Here is a 16680-nt window from a genome sequence, read left to right on the forward strand (position 1 = left end):
AAATTTTACCACAGGTGCCCGTAGGAAATGCCCATGGGGTGCATATGGTTGATATTCCGAGGATAAAATTTTGAGCGCAACGCTGATATTGGGCAAATTGGCCATTTACGGATGGGCAATAACTACCGGGAATAAACCAGGGTTGGCTGAATGACCACCGGTTCCACGACGACACCGAAGATGCTTTCCGAGATGGAGGCAACATTGATAGCCTCCGAAGATTCGATTTCGGCGGAATCTTTTTGTGTTTCTTCACGCCCGCCGCTAGCAAACAGCTCCAGCCGCGACCGGGGAATATTTCGGGTGGAAAAGGTGCAGTCCTGCGACCAGTCGATATAGATTGGCTGCGGGCGCATACGCCGGGCGCTTTTACCCAGATCGCTGCACAGCAGATCGCTGATCAGTTTGCGTTTGGTGTGAGGGTTGGCATTGATTTTAAAGGAGATGCCCCGCGATTGGAGGATGTGGTCCATGATGCCTTCTTCCAGGGTCCCTACAACTGCCGCCGGGGACGTATAGCGGGATCGTTGGCCTTTTTGCGAGGCTTCCAGGGAAAGGATCGAATATCCGGATTTAAAATTGGTGTAGTTGACCACAGCACCGTTGCCGCGCACGGAACGGTCGGCTTCATTCTTCAATTCATCCAAGCTCGCATAATATTTGGGTGCGGTCAGGCAGGTGCCGGACCGAGCCGCCATGGCCCGATAGGACAGTCCATAGTTTCCGGAAGGACTCCAGACAGACCAACTGCTTGACGAGACTTTTTCGATGCCGTCGATTTGAGCGACGATTTGATCCGGTCGGTACCAGAACCCCTGAATCCATGGGCGGATCGGTTTGTCGGTACGTCGCTGCATGCTGCGCATACTGGCTTCCATGATGACTTCAGGAAATTCACCGGGTGTCTTTTTACCCAAAAAACCGGCCGGGAAATGGGATGGGTAGAACATGGGGCAGATGACGTCCAGGTGAGGAGCCATTTTTTCCAGCACCTGGCCGATGCCAAAATCATTGGTTTTCCAGGCCGTAAGTCCGAAAATGTCCGCCGAAAGCGATACGCCCAGCGGCTTTAACTCTCGGGAAGCGTTCTCGAGAAACGATTGGATGAAGTCTGATTTGGAAAAACCAGCTTCCATGTTGGGATAACTAATCGCGGAAAGATCGCCGTCGCTGGGAAATCGAACATAGTCGAACTGAATTTCGTCGAACCCCAAACCGGCCAATTCCTTGGCCAGGGCGATATTGTACGCCCATACCCGGCTGTCAGCAGGATTGGACCAGTGCAGGCCATTGGCATCGGTCCAGGGAGCCCCGTTTCGCGCATTGATGACGCTCAGTTCGGGCCGGCTTGCGGCCAGCTGATGATCGGCAAACACATCCAGCTTGGCAATGGTATGGATGTTGTCCTGTTTCAAGCGCGCCACGTGTCTGGCCAAACCGGAATGTCCAGCGGCAACGCCCATCTCCACAGCCATCGGGTTTTTGGACGGCCACAGCAACCGGCCTCTGGGTGTTTTCACATGCAGCACAACCGCGTTGACCGGGGTCAGGGTGGCATAATGGACAATCCCATCGAGGGTTCGCTGGGTGATTTTATGGGGTGGAACATATACGGCATAATGGCTGTCGACACCTGCCGAAACGGTAATCGGGAAGAGGATTGCTGCTGCGATCCAGCAAAACAACGAAAAGGCGGATAGGGTCTTTACGGTTGGCAAAAGGTTTGAATTCAACGCTGCGATTTTCCTTTCTATGGAACCCTTACTTGCGGCCAGCGGATTCGATTGGATTGGTTTTCAGACCCATTATCGGCAGTTGTCGTTTTTCATGAAGCGCAAGGGACCATTTTCTCAGCAGATATTTCATCCAATGGTGTCCAACAGGCTGCCCAGCATGTCATCTGTGGTCTTAATCGTTTTCAAGTTAACCTCGTAAGCCCTTTGGGTGGGAATGGTCTCGGTCAGTTCCTCGGCAAGATCCACGTTGGAAGCCTCGACTTCCCGGATGACGCCATCTTCCGAAACGAGTTTGGACAGACCCGGGGTGTCGACCTGATCGACAACCGGTTCGACCCCGCCGTTTTTGCCCTCTTGAAGGGTCGTGCGACTTTTTCTGAAACCGTCTGTATTAACGTTAGCGATGTTGTTGGCGGTAACGTCCATTTTCACGGAAAAGGACGAAACGGCGGATGTGGCTGAAGATAAAGGCGAAATCATAACGACTCCTGACTTTGTACGGTTAAATGTTCCGATTTATAAAGCAATTCCAGTGCCATAGTGATGTTTGTGATTAACTATATAAATTACGGTGGGTTATGCTGCCGGCAATTGTTAACTATTCAGAAGGATGACAAAAAAGGGCAATCCTAATGGGGTGAACCGGCAAAAGCACAAAGCCCATGACGTCGATTCCTCCGACGACGGAATGGGTAATGATTGCCGGTAGCAATTCCTTCCGGCACGGAAGAAATTGCCGCCAGAGCGTGGCAAGGTGGTGATAAAGGCGTGATTTTCGGTTACCGCTGAATCAATGACAATGCTACGTAATCTACGAAAGAACAGAGTGACTCGCACTGGACGCCAGTTCTGTAACATTTAGTAACTACAGATAAAACGATGGTAAAAGTGTAATTCTGGACAAACGAAATGTGTGGAAACGTAGACGGTAGTGTCCGCTTTTATGCAAAAAAAATTGAAGTTTCATTTTTTTTCAGTAAAGATTGCATGCAATTTGCTTTAGCTTGAAAATGAGATAGATAAAAAGGTTGGAAAAGGGTAGTGCCGAAAATTATCCACAGGAGGCAACATGGTAACCATAGATCCGAACAAACCAATCCAGACCATTGTGGGGTCCAAGCCGGAGAACGAAAGGACAAAATCCACAGATGGTGGATTCGACACGATTTTCAAACAGGCGATCGGGGGCGAAAATATCCAGACGTCCTCGGCGGAGACGCCAACGACGGTTTCGGATATCCGCCCGGCTCGGTTTTCGACGCAAACTGAGAGCGGGACAGTATCCATCGTCGCCAGGGCAGAGCAACTGGTAGATACGCTGGATGCCTATCGGGAAAAACTTGATGAAAGCGGGGCGACAATGAAAGATGTCGAACCACTGGTGCAGCAGATGACGTGCCAGAGCGAAGCCCTGGCAACGATGTCTCAATCCGACGAGGGTGCTGACGATAAACTGCAAGGCATTGTCGACCAGGCCTTGGCGCTGTCTTCCATGGAAATTGCCAGATACAACAGCGGCTACTACAACGAGAGGTGACTTTCAGAAGTTCATCACGCTTTTCGCGTACGCCTGGTCGCTGAACAGTCTTTTGGCGAACTTCAGGTATTTTTCGGCGATAGCACGGACAGCCAATTGCAGGGCATAGGGCCGTACCGGTTTTTCCAGTAGATGGTTCACATCGGAAGCCACACACATATTGACGATGTCGTCGCTGGCGTTTCCGGTGATGACGATGGCATCGGAATGGGCAGTGGGAAATTTTTTTTCGATGGCGTCAAGAAAATAAAACCCGCTGGCCCCTCCTAAAAAAACGTCCACCACAAAAATGGCCACCCCGATGTCTCTTTCCAGGCAATAGACCGTGGCCTCTTCCACATCCGTGAAAGAAAGAACTTTCCCCCAGGTATAAAAACGTTTTATCGTACTCGAAATCAGTTGACAGACATCGGGGTCGTCATCGACAACGATTACATCCAATCCTTCTGGCATCTTACCATTCCTTCCTTTTTTCCGAACGGATGGGAAAACTAACGGCTGCAAGGCTGACGCTATCGGCCATCTTCAATATCGTAACGGGCCATTTTGCGATAGACGGTCGTCGTGTTGACCCCCAGCAATTTGGCGGCTTCGGCTTTGTTCCCCCCTGCTTTTTGGAGCGCCCGCTGAATCGTTTTCCTTTCGACGGTTTTCAGATTTAGATCCGCGTCTGATGGAATCGGTTTGCCGATCTGCCTGGCGATCTCTTCAGGCAGGTCGTCGATATCTACTACCTCGTCGATTCCCAATGCAAACGCTCTTCTAACGACGTTTTCAAGCTGCCGGACATTGCCCGGCCAGGCATAGGCCATCAGCTTGGCCATGGCTTCAGGGCTGACTTCGGGTGATGCTGTGGAGTTGCTGCCCTGGTGTTTCGCAATGAAATGGTTGATCAGCAGCGGGATATCCTCTCGGATTTCCCGCAACGGCGGCATGGTGATGGAAATGACATTCAGTCGGTAATAAAGATCCTCACGGAACAATTGTTTTTGGATGGCCTCGTCCAGCTTTTTATTGGTGGCTGCGATCACACGGACATCAACTTGATTCTCACGGGTATCTCCAACGGGTCGGACCTTTTTTTCCTGCAAGACACGTAGCAGACTGACTTGAACCGCAGGAGAGACTTCCGCGATTTCGTCCAGAAAAATGGTGCCGCCGTCGGCCGCTTTGAAAAGACCGATGGAGTCTTTGGAAGCACCGGTAAAGGCGCCTTTGACATGCCCGAACAGCTCCCTTTCCAACAGGCTTTCCGCGATGGCTCCGCAGTTGACAGGGATAAAAGGACCATCTTTGCGGTCGCTGTTGTTGTGGATGACATTGGCGGTCAGTTCCTTACCGGTTCCGCTTTCCCCCTGAATCAAGACCGTCGGACTTGAGGAGCTGATTCTGTCGATGATGGTGTATATCTCCTGCATTTTCGGGGACATTCCCACCAGTTCATCGTATTTGTAGCGTTCTTTCAGGCGACTGCGAATGCGTTGGTTCTCTTCCTCGAGTTCCTGCTTTTCGATGATGCGATCGATCAGGATTTTGAATCGGTCGAAATTGATGGGTTTCTGGAGAAAGTCATAGCTGCCGAGTTTCATGGCCTCGATTGCCGATTCGATGGTCCCGTATCCGGAAACGACGATGACCTCGGTTGCAGGGGAAATTTCTTTGATCTGTTTCAACAGATCCATTCCATTGAGTTCAGGCATGATCAGGTCTGTAAAAACCACCGTGTAATGGGTGGCCCGAACTTTTTCGATGGCCTTCAAACCGTTTGACTCGGTGGTCACATCGAAACCGCAGCGACCTAAAAATTGCCCTACTATCGAAAGAATTTGCTGGTCGTCGTCAACAAAGAGAATTTTATATTTTTGCATAACCGGACGATTGAAAAGGGTCACAATAATAGACAGCTTGCCTTGGCCGATGCGCATGACAGGCGAAACTGTCTTTGAACCGCTCGATGTTCCAAAATCCTATTTTTAATAGATAAATTAGGAACTTCTAATATATCTCACGAATATCAAAAAAAAGTCAAGGGAGCAAAATGGGATCATGCCAATTCTTTTTTGACTTGGTATCGAATGTGCTATTCCTTATCCCAACACAATCTGCGCTATACGGTTTGATCCTCCATCTGTACGATAGGCCCAATTCTGACCTGAACTGATCTTCCTGCACGATTGCGATTCACTTTTTTTCCGCATGTTTGTTTGCCATGGACGACAGGCATTGCCCGGTGGCAACCTGGAAACGCGGCGTGAAATCCTGAAACGAGAATGGGTAAAGGAATCGCGCCTAAAAAGGGGGAGCGTATTTTTTCGACGTAGTTTTTGGAGGAAAGCGCGCTCCATCATGATCAACAACATTTATTAATCAGGAGGACTTATGAAAAAGGCAAGAAGAACGATCTGTTTAGCCATTCTGGTGACCTTTGCCATCGTTTTTGCGGGAACCTGTTGCGCAACGGCAATGGAGAAAGTCAATATCAATACGGCCACAGCAGCGGAATTGACGACGCTTGAACGTGTGGGCGCCAAATACGCCCAGCGGATTATCGACTACCGCGAAAACGTTGAACCTTTTAAACAACCCGAAGATATTATGAAGGTAAAAGGTATCGGTAAAAAGACCTGGGAAGCCAACAAAGACCGGATTGTTATTTGACAACCCCTTGCTACCTGAGACCGAGCATTCGAATGAAATGATCGATCCGGTACGAGCGCATGTTTAAAAATCGGCCTGTCCATTTTTTTATTCGGACGGGCCGATTTTTTTTTATTGGCTAAAAGTATCGATCACCTCCGCAGATATGCATACAAACGGTCAAGGGTAAACTGACAACAGCTCCTCCAATAAACTCGCACCCGTTCCAATCATCAATTTTACACCCGCATCACCTGACGGAGCAGTAATTTTAAGCGTTTGTTTTACTTTAACATTGACTCTTGTGCGGTTTTGTGTTCAATACATGAACGCAAGAACTGCCTTTCCACATCGAACTCTTAATTTATTCGTACAAAAAGCAGGTACATCGAACCGACGATGTAATCCAACCTGCGGAGCTATTCACCACCCTCCCAAAATGGAAACGAAAAACCTCAAGACTTTACAATTGCTGGAGGCCATTGCGGAAGACCGTCCCACATCACAGCGGGAATTGTCGGACGCCCTGCAGGTTTCCTTGGGTATGGTGAACGCCTTCATCAAGCGGCTGGTCAAAAAAGGCTACTGCAAAGTCACCACCATTCCTAAGAACCGGGTGCAGTATATCCTGACGCCGTCCGGCGCCATGGAAAAAACGCGGCTGACCTATCAATACATTTCAAGCTCCTATCAATATTTCAAAACTGCCAGAAAACGGTTGCATAATCTTTACGATACCTTGCAGAATCAGGGAGCGACCCGGATTATCTTTTACGGCGCCGGGGAATTTGCCGATATTGCCTATTTGTCGATGACCGGCACGCCACTGGAATTGATCGACGTGGTCGATCCGAGTTTAGAAGGTCAAAAATTTGCCCATTTGCGCATACAGCCGTTTTCGCGCGTCCAAACCGTTGATTATGACATTTTGTTGATTACCACCGTAGATAATCATGGGGACATTTTAAATGCCATCCGACAGGCCGGGGTGCCACAGAGAAAGGTTCGGTTCTTTTAGGGGCAATAAGATGGTATAGAAACGTTCTCCTACTTCCTGATGAATCACGAGATTTGAACTGATGGGCCATGAAAAAAAGATATTGGTGATTTCTATCCAATGATCCGAACCTACCATCAAACCTATTGGTAACAAATTCGAAAACGATATTAAAACCTTTCGGAGTGTTGTTGCCGATTGATATTTGAAGTTGTAGCTACTGGAACAAAGGAGGGTAAATGCAATTCATCGATTTGGCTGCCCAACAAAAGCGCATTCGAGAAAAAATTGACGCCAATATAAACGCCGTATTGGAACACGGACGCTACATTATGGGTCCGGAAGTCGACGAACTGGAGGAGACGCTTGGCGAGTTCTGCGGAGTCAGACACGCGGTCTCTTGCGCATCGGGAACCGATGCGCTGCTGCTGGCCTTGATGGCCCATAATGTCGGCCCCGGGGATGCAATTTTAACGTCGCCGTTTACGTTTATTGCCACAGCCGAGGTCATCAGCCTCCTTGGCGCGACACCTGTGTTCGTCGATGTCGATCCGTCCACATTTAACATCGATCCTCAAAGAATCGAGCCGGCCTTGTCCGCGTTGAAAGCAGGCGACGCCTCATCCCACCCCTTGCCTGGCGTTTCCGGACTGAAAGCCAAGGGCATCATCGCCGTGGATCTTTTTGGGCTGCCAGCCGATTACGATAAGATCAATGCGGTCGCGAAAGAAAACGGCCTTTTCGTCATCGAAGATGCGGCCCAGTCCTTTGGCGCCCAATACTACGGTAAAAGAGCCTGCAGTTTGGCCAGTGTAGCCTGCACGTCCTTTTTCCCGGCAAAGCCGTTGGGCGGATATGGCGATGGCGGGATGTGCTTTACAGACGACGACAATCTGGCCGACGTCATGCGATCCTTGCGCATCCACGGCAAAGGCGGGCACAAATACGACAACGTTCGCATCGGCATCAACGGACGACTGGATACTTTGCAGGCCGCCATCCTGAATGCCAAATTTGATATTTTTCCGGAAGAGGTCTCCCTGCGCCAGGAGGTGGCCGGACGATACAACGAAATGATTGCCCAAGGGCGTTCTGCAGAAATTGTTCTGAAAACGCCCGCCATCCCTTCCGGTTACCTTTCCGTGTGGGCCCAGTATTCCTTGTTGGCCAAAAACGAAGACCAGCGAAGCCAAATCCAAAACCGATTAAAGGATGCCGGAATCCCCACGGCGGTGTATTATCCGCTTCCGCTGCATTTGCAGACCGCATTCGGCGGCCTGCAGTATCGGAATGGCGATTTTCCCGTAAGCGAAGACTTCTCGAAACGAATTTTTAGCCTGCCGATGCATCCTTACCTGCAGGCCAATGAGCAGCAGCGCATCGTCGATGTGATTTATTCCTAACCGGAGAGGCCTACAATGACGACGGATGCCAATAGCAGCAATAAACCACCCCGTCTTGCGGTGATCGGCAGCGGTTACTGGGGCAAGAACCTGGTTCGAAATTTTCATCAGATCGGTGCATTGGACCTAATCTGCGACCGCTCTGAAGATTTGCTGGCAAATTTCCATGAGCAGTATGCAGACATTAAAACCTGCCTGGCCCTATCGGACGTCCTCAAAGACGCAGCCATTGACGGGGTGGCCATTGCAACGCCTGCCGAAACCCATTACGGCCTGGCTAAAGAAGCGCTGTTGGGGGGGAAACACGTCTACGTCGAGAAACCCCTTGTCCTGAACGAGAGGGAAGGGGAGGAGTTGATTGAACTGGCCCGGGAGCGCAAACTGGTGCTCATGGTCGGTCACCTGCTGCAATATCACCCAATTTTTATAAAGCTGAAAGAACTCGCTCTCGACGGAGAACTGGGGCGTATCAATTACATCTATTCCAATCGTCTCAATTTGGGGAAAATCCGGCGAGAAGAGAATATTCTATGGTCGTTCGCCCCTCACGATATTTCCATGATTTTATCATTGGCCGAGGACGAACCCGAAACTGTCCAGACCACGGGTGGGTATTACCTGCATAAAAAAATAGCTGATGTTACGACAACCCATCTCGATTTCAAATCCGGTCTGAAGGCGCATATTTTCGTCTCCTGGCTGCATCCCTTCAAAGAACAGAAATTGGTGGTGGTCGGCGATCAAAAAATGGCCGTTTTCAACGACACCAAACCTTGGGAGAATAAGCTTTGGCTTTACCCGCATGAAATCAAGTGGGAACACAACATGCCTGTCCCGGCCAAAGCAGAGCCAGAAAAGGTGGAAGTCCCTGAAGAAGAACCGTTGCGTCAAGAATGTCTGCATTTCCTCCACTGTATTGCAGCCGGCCGACAGCCCGTTACCGACGGCGAGGAGGGGCTTCGGGTGCTTCGGGTGCTGAATGCCAGCCAGCGTTCTTTGGATATGAACGGACAGTCGGTCAGAATTACACCGAAGCCAGAATTGGAAGGGATGCGACTGGAATCAAGCACTCAAAGCGATTTTTTTGTGCATGAGTCCGCCGTGATCGATAACGGCGCCACGTTAGGGAAGGGGACCAAGATCTGGCACTTTTCCCATGTACTCAGCGGATCGGAAATCGGAGAAAACTGCAATATCGGGCAAAATGTCGTTGTGGGACCGGACGTTACCATCGGCAACGGCTGCAAGATCCAGAACAATGTCTCCGTGTACAAAGGCGTCACCCTTGAAGACGGGGTGTTTTGCGGTCCCTCCATGGTCTTTACCAATATCTACAATCCCAGGGCCGAAATTCGCAAGATGGACCAGGTCCGTCCAACGTTGGTAAAAAATGGTGCCACGTTGGGTGCGAACGCGACCATCGTCTGCGGAACCACCATCGGCCGTTATGCATTTGTGGGGGCGGGTGCGGTAGTCAACAAGAATGTCGTTGACCATGCCCTGGTGGTCGGCAACCCTGGCAGACAGATCGGATGGGTTTGCGAGTGCGGGGAACGGCTGCCCGACGATCTGCAATGCCTTGCCTGCGAGCGGAGCTATGAAAGCAGAGACGGCGGACTGAAAAGGGTCTGATCTGGCATCTTCGTGAACAAACCGAGGAAATCTTTTGAAGGATCAACGATTGATAAAGGGTCTTACCGGCCTGCTGGCGGATTTGATGAGTCTGGCATCCACGGCAATGCCTTAATCTGATTTTCAAGTTCTGGATCGGAGTTGATTCGAAACCACTTTTGAAGGAGCATGCACTTAAAGAGGAGCAGAGGAGGATAGGCATCGGCACCTTCACCGCTGGTTCCCACTTTATAGTGGGCCATCAAGATTTGTTCAACACGCTTCCATTCGATGGCGTCATTGAGCGTGTTCATCAGTTTGAGGCTGCGGTTATGTTTGAGGGAGTGATGCCTATATTTGGGACTTCAGGAGTGCCTGTATATCGGCAATCTAAAACTGACAGTGACTTAAGAAGGAACTGAGTTCTTTTTTATCGCTCAAGTTTCAATCATTCTCAAAATCGTAAATTATTGCCTGCTAAAGTATACTTGATGACAATGACATGATATTAGGAAATAATGTTGTGAGAGGTTTGAAAATCAACGTCCCCCTCTCATTTTATGGGGCCTGTCAACTTTTTCGAAAATTATAAGGAGAAAAAGCCAGTAACTTCAATCAAAATTGGCCCTTATCTGCTTGCTGGCCGTCTTAAATGATGCCTTCGAGGCTTATTTTCAGGCGCCCAGTTCCGGAAATTGGCTTCCGGGCGCGCCGATTCACCTATACGGGGGCCAGTTTGAGGATTTTAAGCCCCTTTTGGATATTGTAGGCGGCCTGTGGATACAAGCCATCGAATTTGTTTTTATCAATCTGTGGGAATCTTGCCCGCTGGGCTTTATCTTTCAGGTGACTGATTCCGAAATATTGCTCGACAATGTATCGTACCTTGGAGATTTTCTTGTTACGCTCGATTTCCAGATCCGTGAGTTTCGCTGTGGTTGAATCTTTTCGCATAATACCGTCTGCAATTTTGTTTCCCGCTAGAAAATCACGGTTCGGTTTTCTTCACCCGGTTGAATCCCGCCTTTAGCGGGTTCGCTACGCGAAATTCAACTGGGCAAGTATCCTTTTTCGGCATAGACTTTTTTGATGGGTGTTCTTGTATGTTTGCTGAAAACGGTGCAGTAATCGAGATAGTTGGTATCGTTGACCGAGGCCTCGGACAAAGTAGTAGCCAGGATAAACCCGTGTTTGGTGTCCACGGATGTTTACCCCGTTAAATTCGAAGACCATTTAACCGGGGCATGTTCTTTCAGACCATAGTGAGGAATATCGTTTTTGATCGTCCAGTTTGAGTCCATGTCCCGGTTGAATTTTTTGGGTTTGCCGTTTTTATCGAGTTTGCCTTGGGGCGTGCTGTGCTTTTTCTTGAGTTGGTCGATTTCTTTGTTGCTGATCGGCCTGCTGGCAGATTTGACGAGTCTGGCGTCGACGGCGATTTCTTCATTGATGGTCAGTCCCTTGCCTTCGAACTGACGCAGGATTTCGGAGTTGATTTGATCCATGGCATTTTTGGACAACCGGGATCTGAAACGGGAAAAGGTGGAATGATCGGGTGAGGGCCTATCAAAGGATATCCCTAAGAATTTTTTAAATGAGAGCCGGTCGTTAATCTGATTTTCAAGCTCTGGATCGGAGTTGATTCGAAACCACTTTTGAAGGAGCATGCACTTAAAGAGGAGCAGAGGAGGATAGGCATCAGCACCTTCACCACTGGTTCCCACGGTATAGTGAGCCATCAGGATCTGTTCAACGCGCTTCCACTCGATGGCTTCATTGAGCGTGTTCATCAGTTTAAGGCTGCGGTTATGTTTGAGTGAACTTGCCAGTGCCAGGTCAGCGAATCCGAGCGATTTGCGCATCTTTTTGTAGCCCATGGATATCCTCTAAGTTTCTGTAATATTAAAAGATATGTATCACAGGCGCCACTAAAAGGCAAGTGAAAAAGACGATAACAAGCTGATATTTCATGTTAAATTGAATTTAGGGGCACAACCGGTGGGCGCGGCGGCTCGGCCTTATGCCTAAATTTACATAGGTTGTGCAAAGGTCTCGTTGTGAAACTAATATTTATAGGTGGTGCTCAGAGATCTGGGACTACACTAATGCAAACACTTCTTTCAAATGCATTAAATCATACCGAAGTTTGGCCTGAAGCCAATTTTTTATGTGATTTATTTCAATTTTATACTAATGGTATAAAAAATTGGAATAAATCAGAATTTTATTTTGGAAAAAGAGATTATTTTAAAAGCTATGTTAAAGAGTTGATAAATAATATTTTGAAATATAGAATACCAAAAGACTTTAAAGGTAACTGTATTATCATTAAGGATCCTAACTTTTCTAAATATATAAAACAAATATACGAAATTTTCCCAGAATCATCCTTTTTTCTCTGTGTGAGAGACCCTAGAGATATTATATGCTCATTTTATGACATTGAAAATCGTGAAGCGCAAAATGGAACTTTAAGAAATAATTATAAAAATAGGAATATATCTTTCTACTGTAAAAAAATTAATGAGAGTTATAAATTGGCGTTAAAATATACTAAAAAAATTAATGTAATAAAATATGAAAAGTTAGTTGATAATCCATTTTATGAAATCAATAGTATTTCAAGTAAAGAAATGCCTTTCTCTCTTTCATCTACTGAGAATTTAATATGGTCAGACAAAAAGATGAGGCACAAAAATTCTTGGATTTCACCTCTTGAAGAAAAAAGTCCAAGCAAAGAAAGAGTAGGAGTATATAAATCTATTTTACGTGGATATGAAATATTTTACTGTCAGAAAAAATGTAATAATATATTTAAATCATATGGATATAAAAAGGTATTATTCTCAGCTCGAAAAAAATTTTTTTACTCAATATTAAGTAAAATTTTGTACAAATAACCTTTTTAGAAAATTCAGAAATTTTTGGTCTGAATTATAGTTTACTACCTGAATTTTGCACGCATACGGCCGTAGCGGCCACTGCCCGCGATTTTTTTTGATTCGGTCTCAACTGCCAAGATTACAGCAACGCTGCTGTTAGTGGCAGAGTTAAGAAACTTTATAAGTAGGGCTTCCTGAATTAGTAAAGATGCCGCATTAGCATGGGTAAATTCACCCTCTCAACAGTGACAGGTGCATTTTAGCCTGAAAATATTTACCGACTAATCGACCCAAAAGCCCGTTAAATCGTCTCTGAAGCACTCTGATATGGACCATGAACAGCAACGAGGAAGTAAAAAAGAGAGAAGAAAGGCCTTTCAGCCATTTCTCCAAGTTCATGACGATGAAGGATACCGCGATCGCCGTCTCGGATGTCACTGCCAGCTTACACATGATTCTGGATAGACTGAAGCGCCGCTTGCCCTGGCCGAACTTTCCCTCGATCGGGATCCGATCGAGCTCATCCTGACGGACCTGCTTTTTGATCTCTTTCTGTATCTCGACAGCGGCCGGTGGCCGGCCCAGCGGGGGACCCGAAAGGCGGATTCCATGTTTCTTGCAGAACCGGCGATTATCTTGGTTACGGTAAATCCGATCCACATGAACCGATGCCGGATAGTGCCCAAATCGTTTTCGAAATGCCTTGATCTGATCGATCAGATCCCCGGATTCATTGAAGGCATCCCAACTGATGCGGTCCACGAATGAAATGCCATTGATGAGACTGACCGATATCTTGGCACCAAATTCGGTAGCCGCACCGGCCTTACCCCGTTTGATCGGACGCACATGGGGTTGGCTGATGCTGACGATGCGATCATCGATACGATTTTCATGCTGGTCATACATCCATTGCTGCTGGCGATAGACTTCGTGAATGACCAGCAGCTCTTTGTACTGACGGGGACTGAGCTTCGTTAGCGGCGTTCGTTGGGATAGCTTGGTTATGCTTTTCAAGTTGCGCTTGAGATATCCCAACTGTTTCCGAATGGCCTTACGCCTCTTGCTCTTTGACAATCTTTTGCTTTTGGCTGCAGATAGAAACGCTTTGCGGGCTAACTTACGGTAGGTACGCGGTTTGGGATATTTCCCCTTGAATGGACTGTGTAGGATATCAATGATCCCTTCACTCTTCTCCCGGGCGGTATTCAACAACTTGAGGTCGGTTGGGAAAGTAATATCCGCGGGGGTACATGTGGCATCCAGAAGTAATTTGCCCTGGTTTTCACTACCTCCACCTGTAGGCGTGGAATCATCGTCATTTTTGGTTTGGGAACGGTCTTTCGATTGTTTTTCTTGTTCAAGTGCCTTGCGGGCAATCGACTCATTGATCTTGGCCAGCATCTTTTTGCCAAACCGCTTGCGGAAGTATACGAACAGGGACGGATCAAAGGGCTTTTCGTCCTCATAGGCCTTGTAGCCTAAAAAGTATTGGAGATACGGATTTTCCCGGATCTGTTCTACCGTCTCTTCATCGCTGGTTCCCAAGCGCTCCTTGATAATCAGGGCGCCCAAGGCGACTCTTACCGATTTGGCCGGAGGGCCCAAACCGGAGTTGGTCAACGATTTACTGTAGGCCGGTTCGAACTGACCCCATGGAATAAACTTGGCTAATTTCACCCAGCGATTGTCGCTTCGCAGTTTTCCGCCGAAAGGCAATTCGAAAGTTTCGAATTCCAGCTGCTTTTGATTATGTCGATACATGATAGGACCGAGAAAAGTGCAAGGGTTTTGAGGGGTAAAGCGTGGTTATATTTGCATTTAGCTCGATCCTCAATACCATAAAATGTATAGTATTTCAAGTGTTTATCTTTAATTCAGGAAACCCTAAGTAAAATACCTTGTCATTTTGTTCAGTATGTCTCCAAGATTAAAGATAATATTTCCATGCAAGAAGTTTTTTGCATTAAGTGAGTAGCTACCCGGTGGCTGGCTGAAACATCGCCCGGCCCACGGCCGAGGCTGCGACCTTTTATTATCGAGGTATTTTAGGAAAGCCATCAATGCCGGCGTTCGGCTATCCTGGACCGAGTAACGAACCTTATCTTTATTCGAGTCGGTGGCCAGCTGCGGTTATGTTTGAGTGAACTTGCCAGTGCCAGGTCAGCGAATCCGAGCAAGTTGCGCATCTTTTTGTAGCCCATGGACATCCTCCAAGTGTCTGTAATATTATAAGATATGTATCACAAACGCCACTAAAAGGCAAGTGAAAAAGGCGATAACGAACTGATATTTCATGTTAAATTAAATTTAGGGGCACAACCTGTGGGCGCGGCGGCTCGGCCTGATGCCTAAATTTACATAGGTTGTGCAAAGGTCTCTTAGATTAATATATTTAAATGCTGTATACTAACATAAAAAAGAAGTATGACATAATTTTCATTATACCACACATGGGACAAGGCGGTTCTCAAAGGGTTGCTTCTAACCTCATTAATCACTGGGTTAAAAAAGAAAAGACCGTTTTATTGATTGAATTCTTTCCGAATAAGCCTCTTTGCCATGAAGTTAATGACAGTGTGGACAGAATTTTCATTCTAAATAATTCTTATATTAACTTGAGAAAATATAAGAAGACTATAGGTAATATAATTATAAAACTTTTAAACGTATTAAAAAGAGCTATGCCATTTACACTAGTACGTCTCAAACAAAAAAATAATATATTTATTAAAAATGAAGGTAAAGGGTACATAAAAGATATATTAATTCAAAAAAACACTAAATTTGTAATTTATCTTACCCATCTACTGATTGATGTACTCAAAATCGATATTACATCAGTAGTTAAGATTTATTATGTTATGTCATTCCTTTTTATTCCTGGAGACTTTAGAAGACTAAGAAGACTAAGAAGTGTTTTTAAAAGTGTTGAATCTAAGTGCGTAATAAGTTTTTTAGGAGCCACTAATATTAAAACTATTATGAGCAGTTATGGCTTAAATAGGAGAATAATAATATCAGAAAGAAATGATCCCAATATTCAAAAACTTTCTGATCCCTGGGATTTTCTTAGAAAAAAGTTTTACAGATTGGCTGATGTTGTCACATCAAATAGTAAAGGATCAATTGAGACACTTAAAGATTTTGTACCATATGATAAATTGCTCTACATTCCTAATCCACTTACTTTTAATATTTGTTCAATTGAAAAAAAGAAACGTTTTAAAATAATTCTTTGTGTTGGCAGGTTAGTAAAACAAAAGTCAATTGACACACTTTTAAAGGCATTTTCTTTAATGTATAAATCAATTCCTAGTTGGCATATTTTAGTTGTAGGTGAAGGCCCTTTGAAAAATGAATTGATAAATCTCTCCTATAGATTGAAAATATTTAAAAGAACTCATTTCATGGGCTATCGAAAAGATATTTATAGATTTTATAAAATTTCATCAATATTTGTAATGCCTTCTTTACATGAGGGAATGCCTAATTCGCTTATGGAAGCAATGTGTCATGAAATACCGGCAATAGTTAGCAACTCTTCTCCTGGACCATTAGAACTGATTAAGGATCAATATAATGGTTATATATTTCAAAAAATGAATATTTTCGATTTAAGAGATAAGATATATAATTTAGTAAAAAATGAAAATCTTAGACTGGAAATGGGTAATAGACATAGAGAATTTATCAATGATTTTTCCCTAAATACTATTTCAACGCATTGGGAATCATTAATTCAAAAGGATATTTAGTTTTAAATTTTTTTAAAAATTTCTTTTTAGTGGGTTTACTCAACTTTCGGGGATAATCCTATAATGTAGCCTAAAGGTGGACCCCAAAGCTTTGACAGGTGATGTGGGAATAAACTAAA

At 46.0% G+C, this 16680-nt stretch carries 16 protein-coding genes; 7 read left to right on the top strand and 9 right to left on the bottom strand.

Features of this window, described 5'->3' with window-relative positions; translation table 11 throughout:
- Positions 1-122: 122 nt before the first annotated feature.
- Both GN111_RS04620 and GN111_RS04625 read right to left on the bottom strand, forming a co-directional pair.
- Positions 123-1733, bottom strand: coding sequence for a putative glycoside hydrolase (locus GN111_RS04620; RefSeq protein ID WP_170302123.1), 1611 nt, complete (start codon positions 1731-1733; stop codon positions 123-125).
- Between the two features lie 129 nt (positions 1734-1862).
- On the bottom strand, positions 1863-2216 hold the full coding sequence (locus GN111_RS04625; protein ID WP_155302628.1) for a flagellar basal body rod protein FlgC: 354 nt from the start codon (positions 2214-2216) through the stop codon (positions 1863-1865).
- A 589-nt stretch (positions 2217-2805) separates the two neighbouring features.
- Between GN111_RS04625 and GN111_RS04630 the strand changes: the two genes are divergently transcribed.
- A complete protein-coding gene (locus GN111_RS04630; RefSeq protein ID WP_155302629.1) occupies positions 2806-3273 on the top strand; it encodes a hypothetical protein in 468 nt (155 codons plus the stop codon).
- 3 nt (positions 3274-3276) lie between these two features.
- Here the strand turns inward: GN111_RS04630 and GN111_RS04635 are convergent, their stop codons facing one another.
- Both GN111_RS04635 and GN111_RS04640 read right to left on the bottom strand, forming a co-directional pair.
- Positions 3277-3726, bottom strand: a complete 450-nt coding sequence (locus GN111_RS04635; protein ID WP_155302630.1) for a response regulator — start codon at positions 3724-3726, stop codon at positions 3277-3279.
- A 59-nt stretch (positions 3727-3785) separates the two neighbouring features.
- The gene (locus tag GN111_RS04640) at positions 3786-5198 is read right to left on the bottom strand and encodes a sigma-54-dependent transcriptional regulator (RefSeq protein WP_155302631.1); all 1413 of its coding nucleotides are present in this window, start codon (positions 5196-5198) and stop codon (positions 3786-3788) included.
- Between the two features lie 454 nt (positions 5199-5652).
- Between GN111_RS04640 and GN111_RS04645 the strand changes: the two genes are divergently transcribed.
- The 4 genes from GN111_RS04645 (at position 5653) to GN111_RS34135 (ending at position 9942) form a co-directional block, all read left to right on the top strand.
- Positions 5653-5931: a ComEA family DNA-binding protein gene (locus GN111_RS04645; RefSeq protein WP_155302632.1), complete on the top strand. Its 279-nt coding sequence runs from the start codon at positions 5653-5655 to the stop codon at positions 5929-5931.
- Positions 5932-6349: 418 nt separating this feature from the next.
- The gene (locus GN111_RS04650; RefSeq protein ID WP_170302124.1) at positions 6350-6928 is read left to right on the top strand and encodes a winged helix-turn-helix transcriptional regulator; all 579 of its coding nucleotides are present in this window, start codon (positions 6350-6352) and stop codon (positions 6926-6928) included.
- 218 nt (positions 6929-7146) lie between these two features.
- Complete coding sequence (locus GN111_RS04655) at positions 7147-8310, top strand: DegT/DnrJ/EryC1/StrS family aminotransferase (RefSeq protein ID WP_155302634.1); 1164 nt, start codon at positions 7147-7149, stop codon at positions 8308-8310.
- A gap of 15 nt (positions 8311-8325) precedes the next feature.
- Entirely contained in the window at positions 8326-9942 is a 1617-nt protein-coding gene (locus GN111_RS34135; RefSeq protein ID WP_155302635.1) for a Gfo/Idh/MocA family oxidoreductase, read from the top strand.
- Between the two features lie 62 nt (positions 9943-10004).
- Here the strand turns inward: GN111_RS34135 and GN111_RS04665 are convergent, their stop codons facing one another.
- The 4 genes from GN111_RS04665 to GN111_RS04680 form a co-directional block, all read right to left on the bottom strand.
- Positions 10005-10235 (bottom strand): transposase, encoded by a 231-nt coding sequence (locus tag GN111_RS04665; protein WP_155302636.1) that lies wholly within the window; start codon positions 10233-10235, stop codon positions 10005-10007.
- Between the two features lie 406 nt (positions 10236-10641).
- Positions 10642-10875 carry a hypothetical protein gene (locus GN111_RS04670; protein ID WP_155302637.1) on the bottom strand — a complete coding sequence of 78 codons (234 nt, stop codon included), beginning with the start codon at positions 10873-10875 and terminating at the stop codon, positions 10642-10644.
- Between the two features lie 95 nt (positions 10876-10970).
- Positions 10971-11123 carry a hypothetical protein gene (locus GN111_RS04675; RefSeq protein ID WP_155302638.1) on the bottom strand — a complete coding sequence of 51 codons (153 nt, stop codon included), beginning with the start codon at positions 11121-11123 and terminating at the stop codon, positions 10971-10973.
- Positions 11124-11129: 6 nt separating this feature from the next.
- The gene (locus GN111_RS04680; RefSeq protein WP_155302639.1) at positions 11130-11798 is read right to left on the bottom strand and encodes a transposase; all 669 of its coding nucleotides are present in this window, start codon (positions 11796-11798) and stop codon (positions 11130-11132) included.
- Positions 11799-11978: 180 nt separating this feature from the next.
- Between GN111_RS04680 and GN111_RS04685 the strand changes: the two genes are divergently transcribed.
- A complete protein-coding gene (locus tag GN111_RS04685) occupies positions 11979-12821 on the top strand; it encodes a sulfotransferase family protein (protein ID WP_269433815.1) in 843 nt (280 codons plus the stop codon).
- 213 nt (positions 12822-13034) lie between these two features.
- Here GN111_RS04685 and GN111_RS04690 read toward each other — a convergent pair whose 3' ends face one another.
- Positions 13035-14567 carry an IS5 family transposase gene (locus GN111_RS04690; RefSeq protein ID WP_155301859.1) on the bottom strand — a complete coding sequence of 511 codons (1533 nt, stop codon included), beginning with the start codon at positions 14565-14567 and terminating at the stop codon, positions 13035-13037.
- A gap of 689 nt (positions 14568-15256) precedes the next feature.
- Between GN111_RS04690 and GN111_RS04695 the strand changes: the two genes are divergently transcribed.
- The gene (locus GN111_RS04695) at positions 15257-16561 is read left to right on the top strand and encodes a glycosyltransferase (RefSeq protein WP_170302125.1); all 1305 of its coding nucleotides are present in this window, start codon (positions 15257-15259) and stop codon (positions 16559-16561) included.
- Positions 16562-16680: the final 119 nt, after the last annotated feature.

The sequence above is a fragment of the Desulfosarcina widdelii genome (genome assembly GCF_009688965.1).
GTDB classification, from domain to species: Bacteria; Desulfobacterota; Desulfobacteria; order Desulfobacterales; family Desulfosarcinaceae; genus Desulfosarcina; species Desulfosarcina widdelii.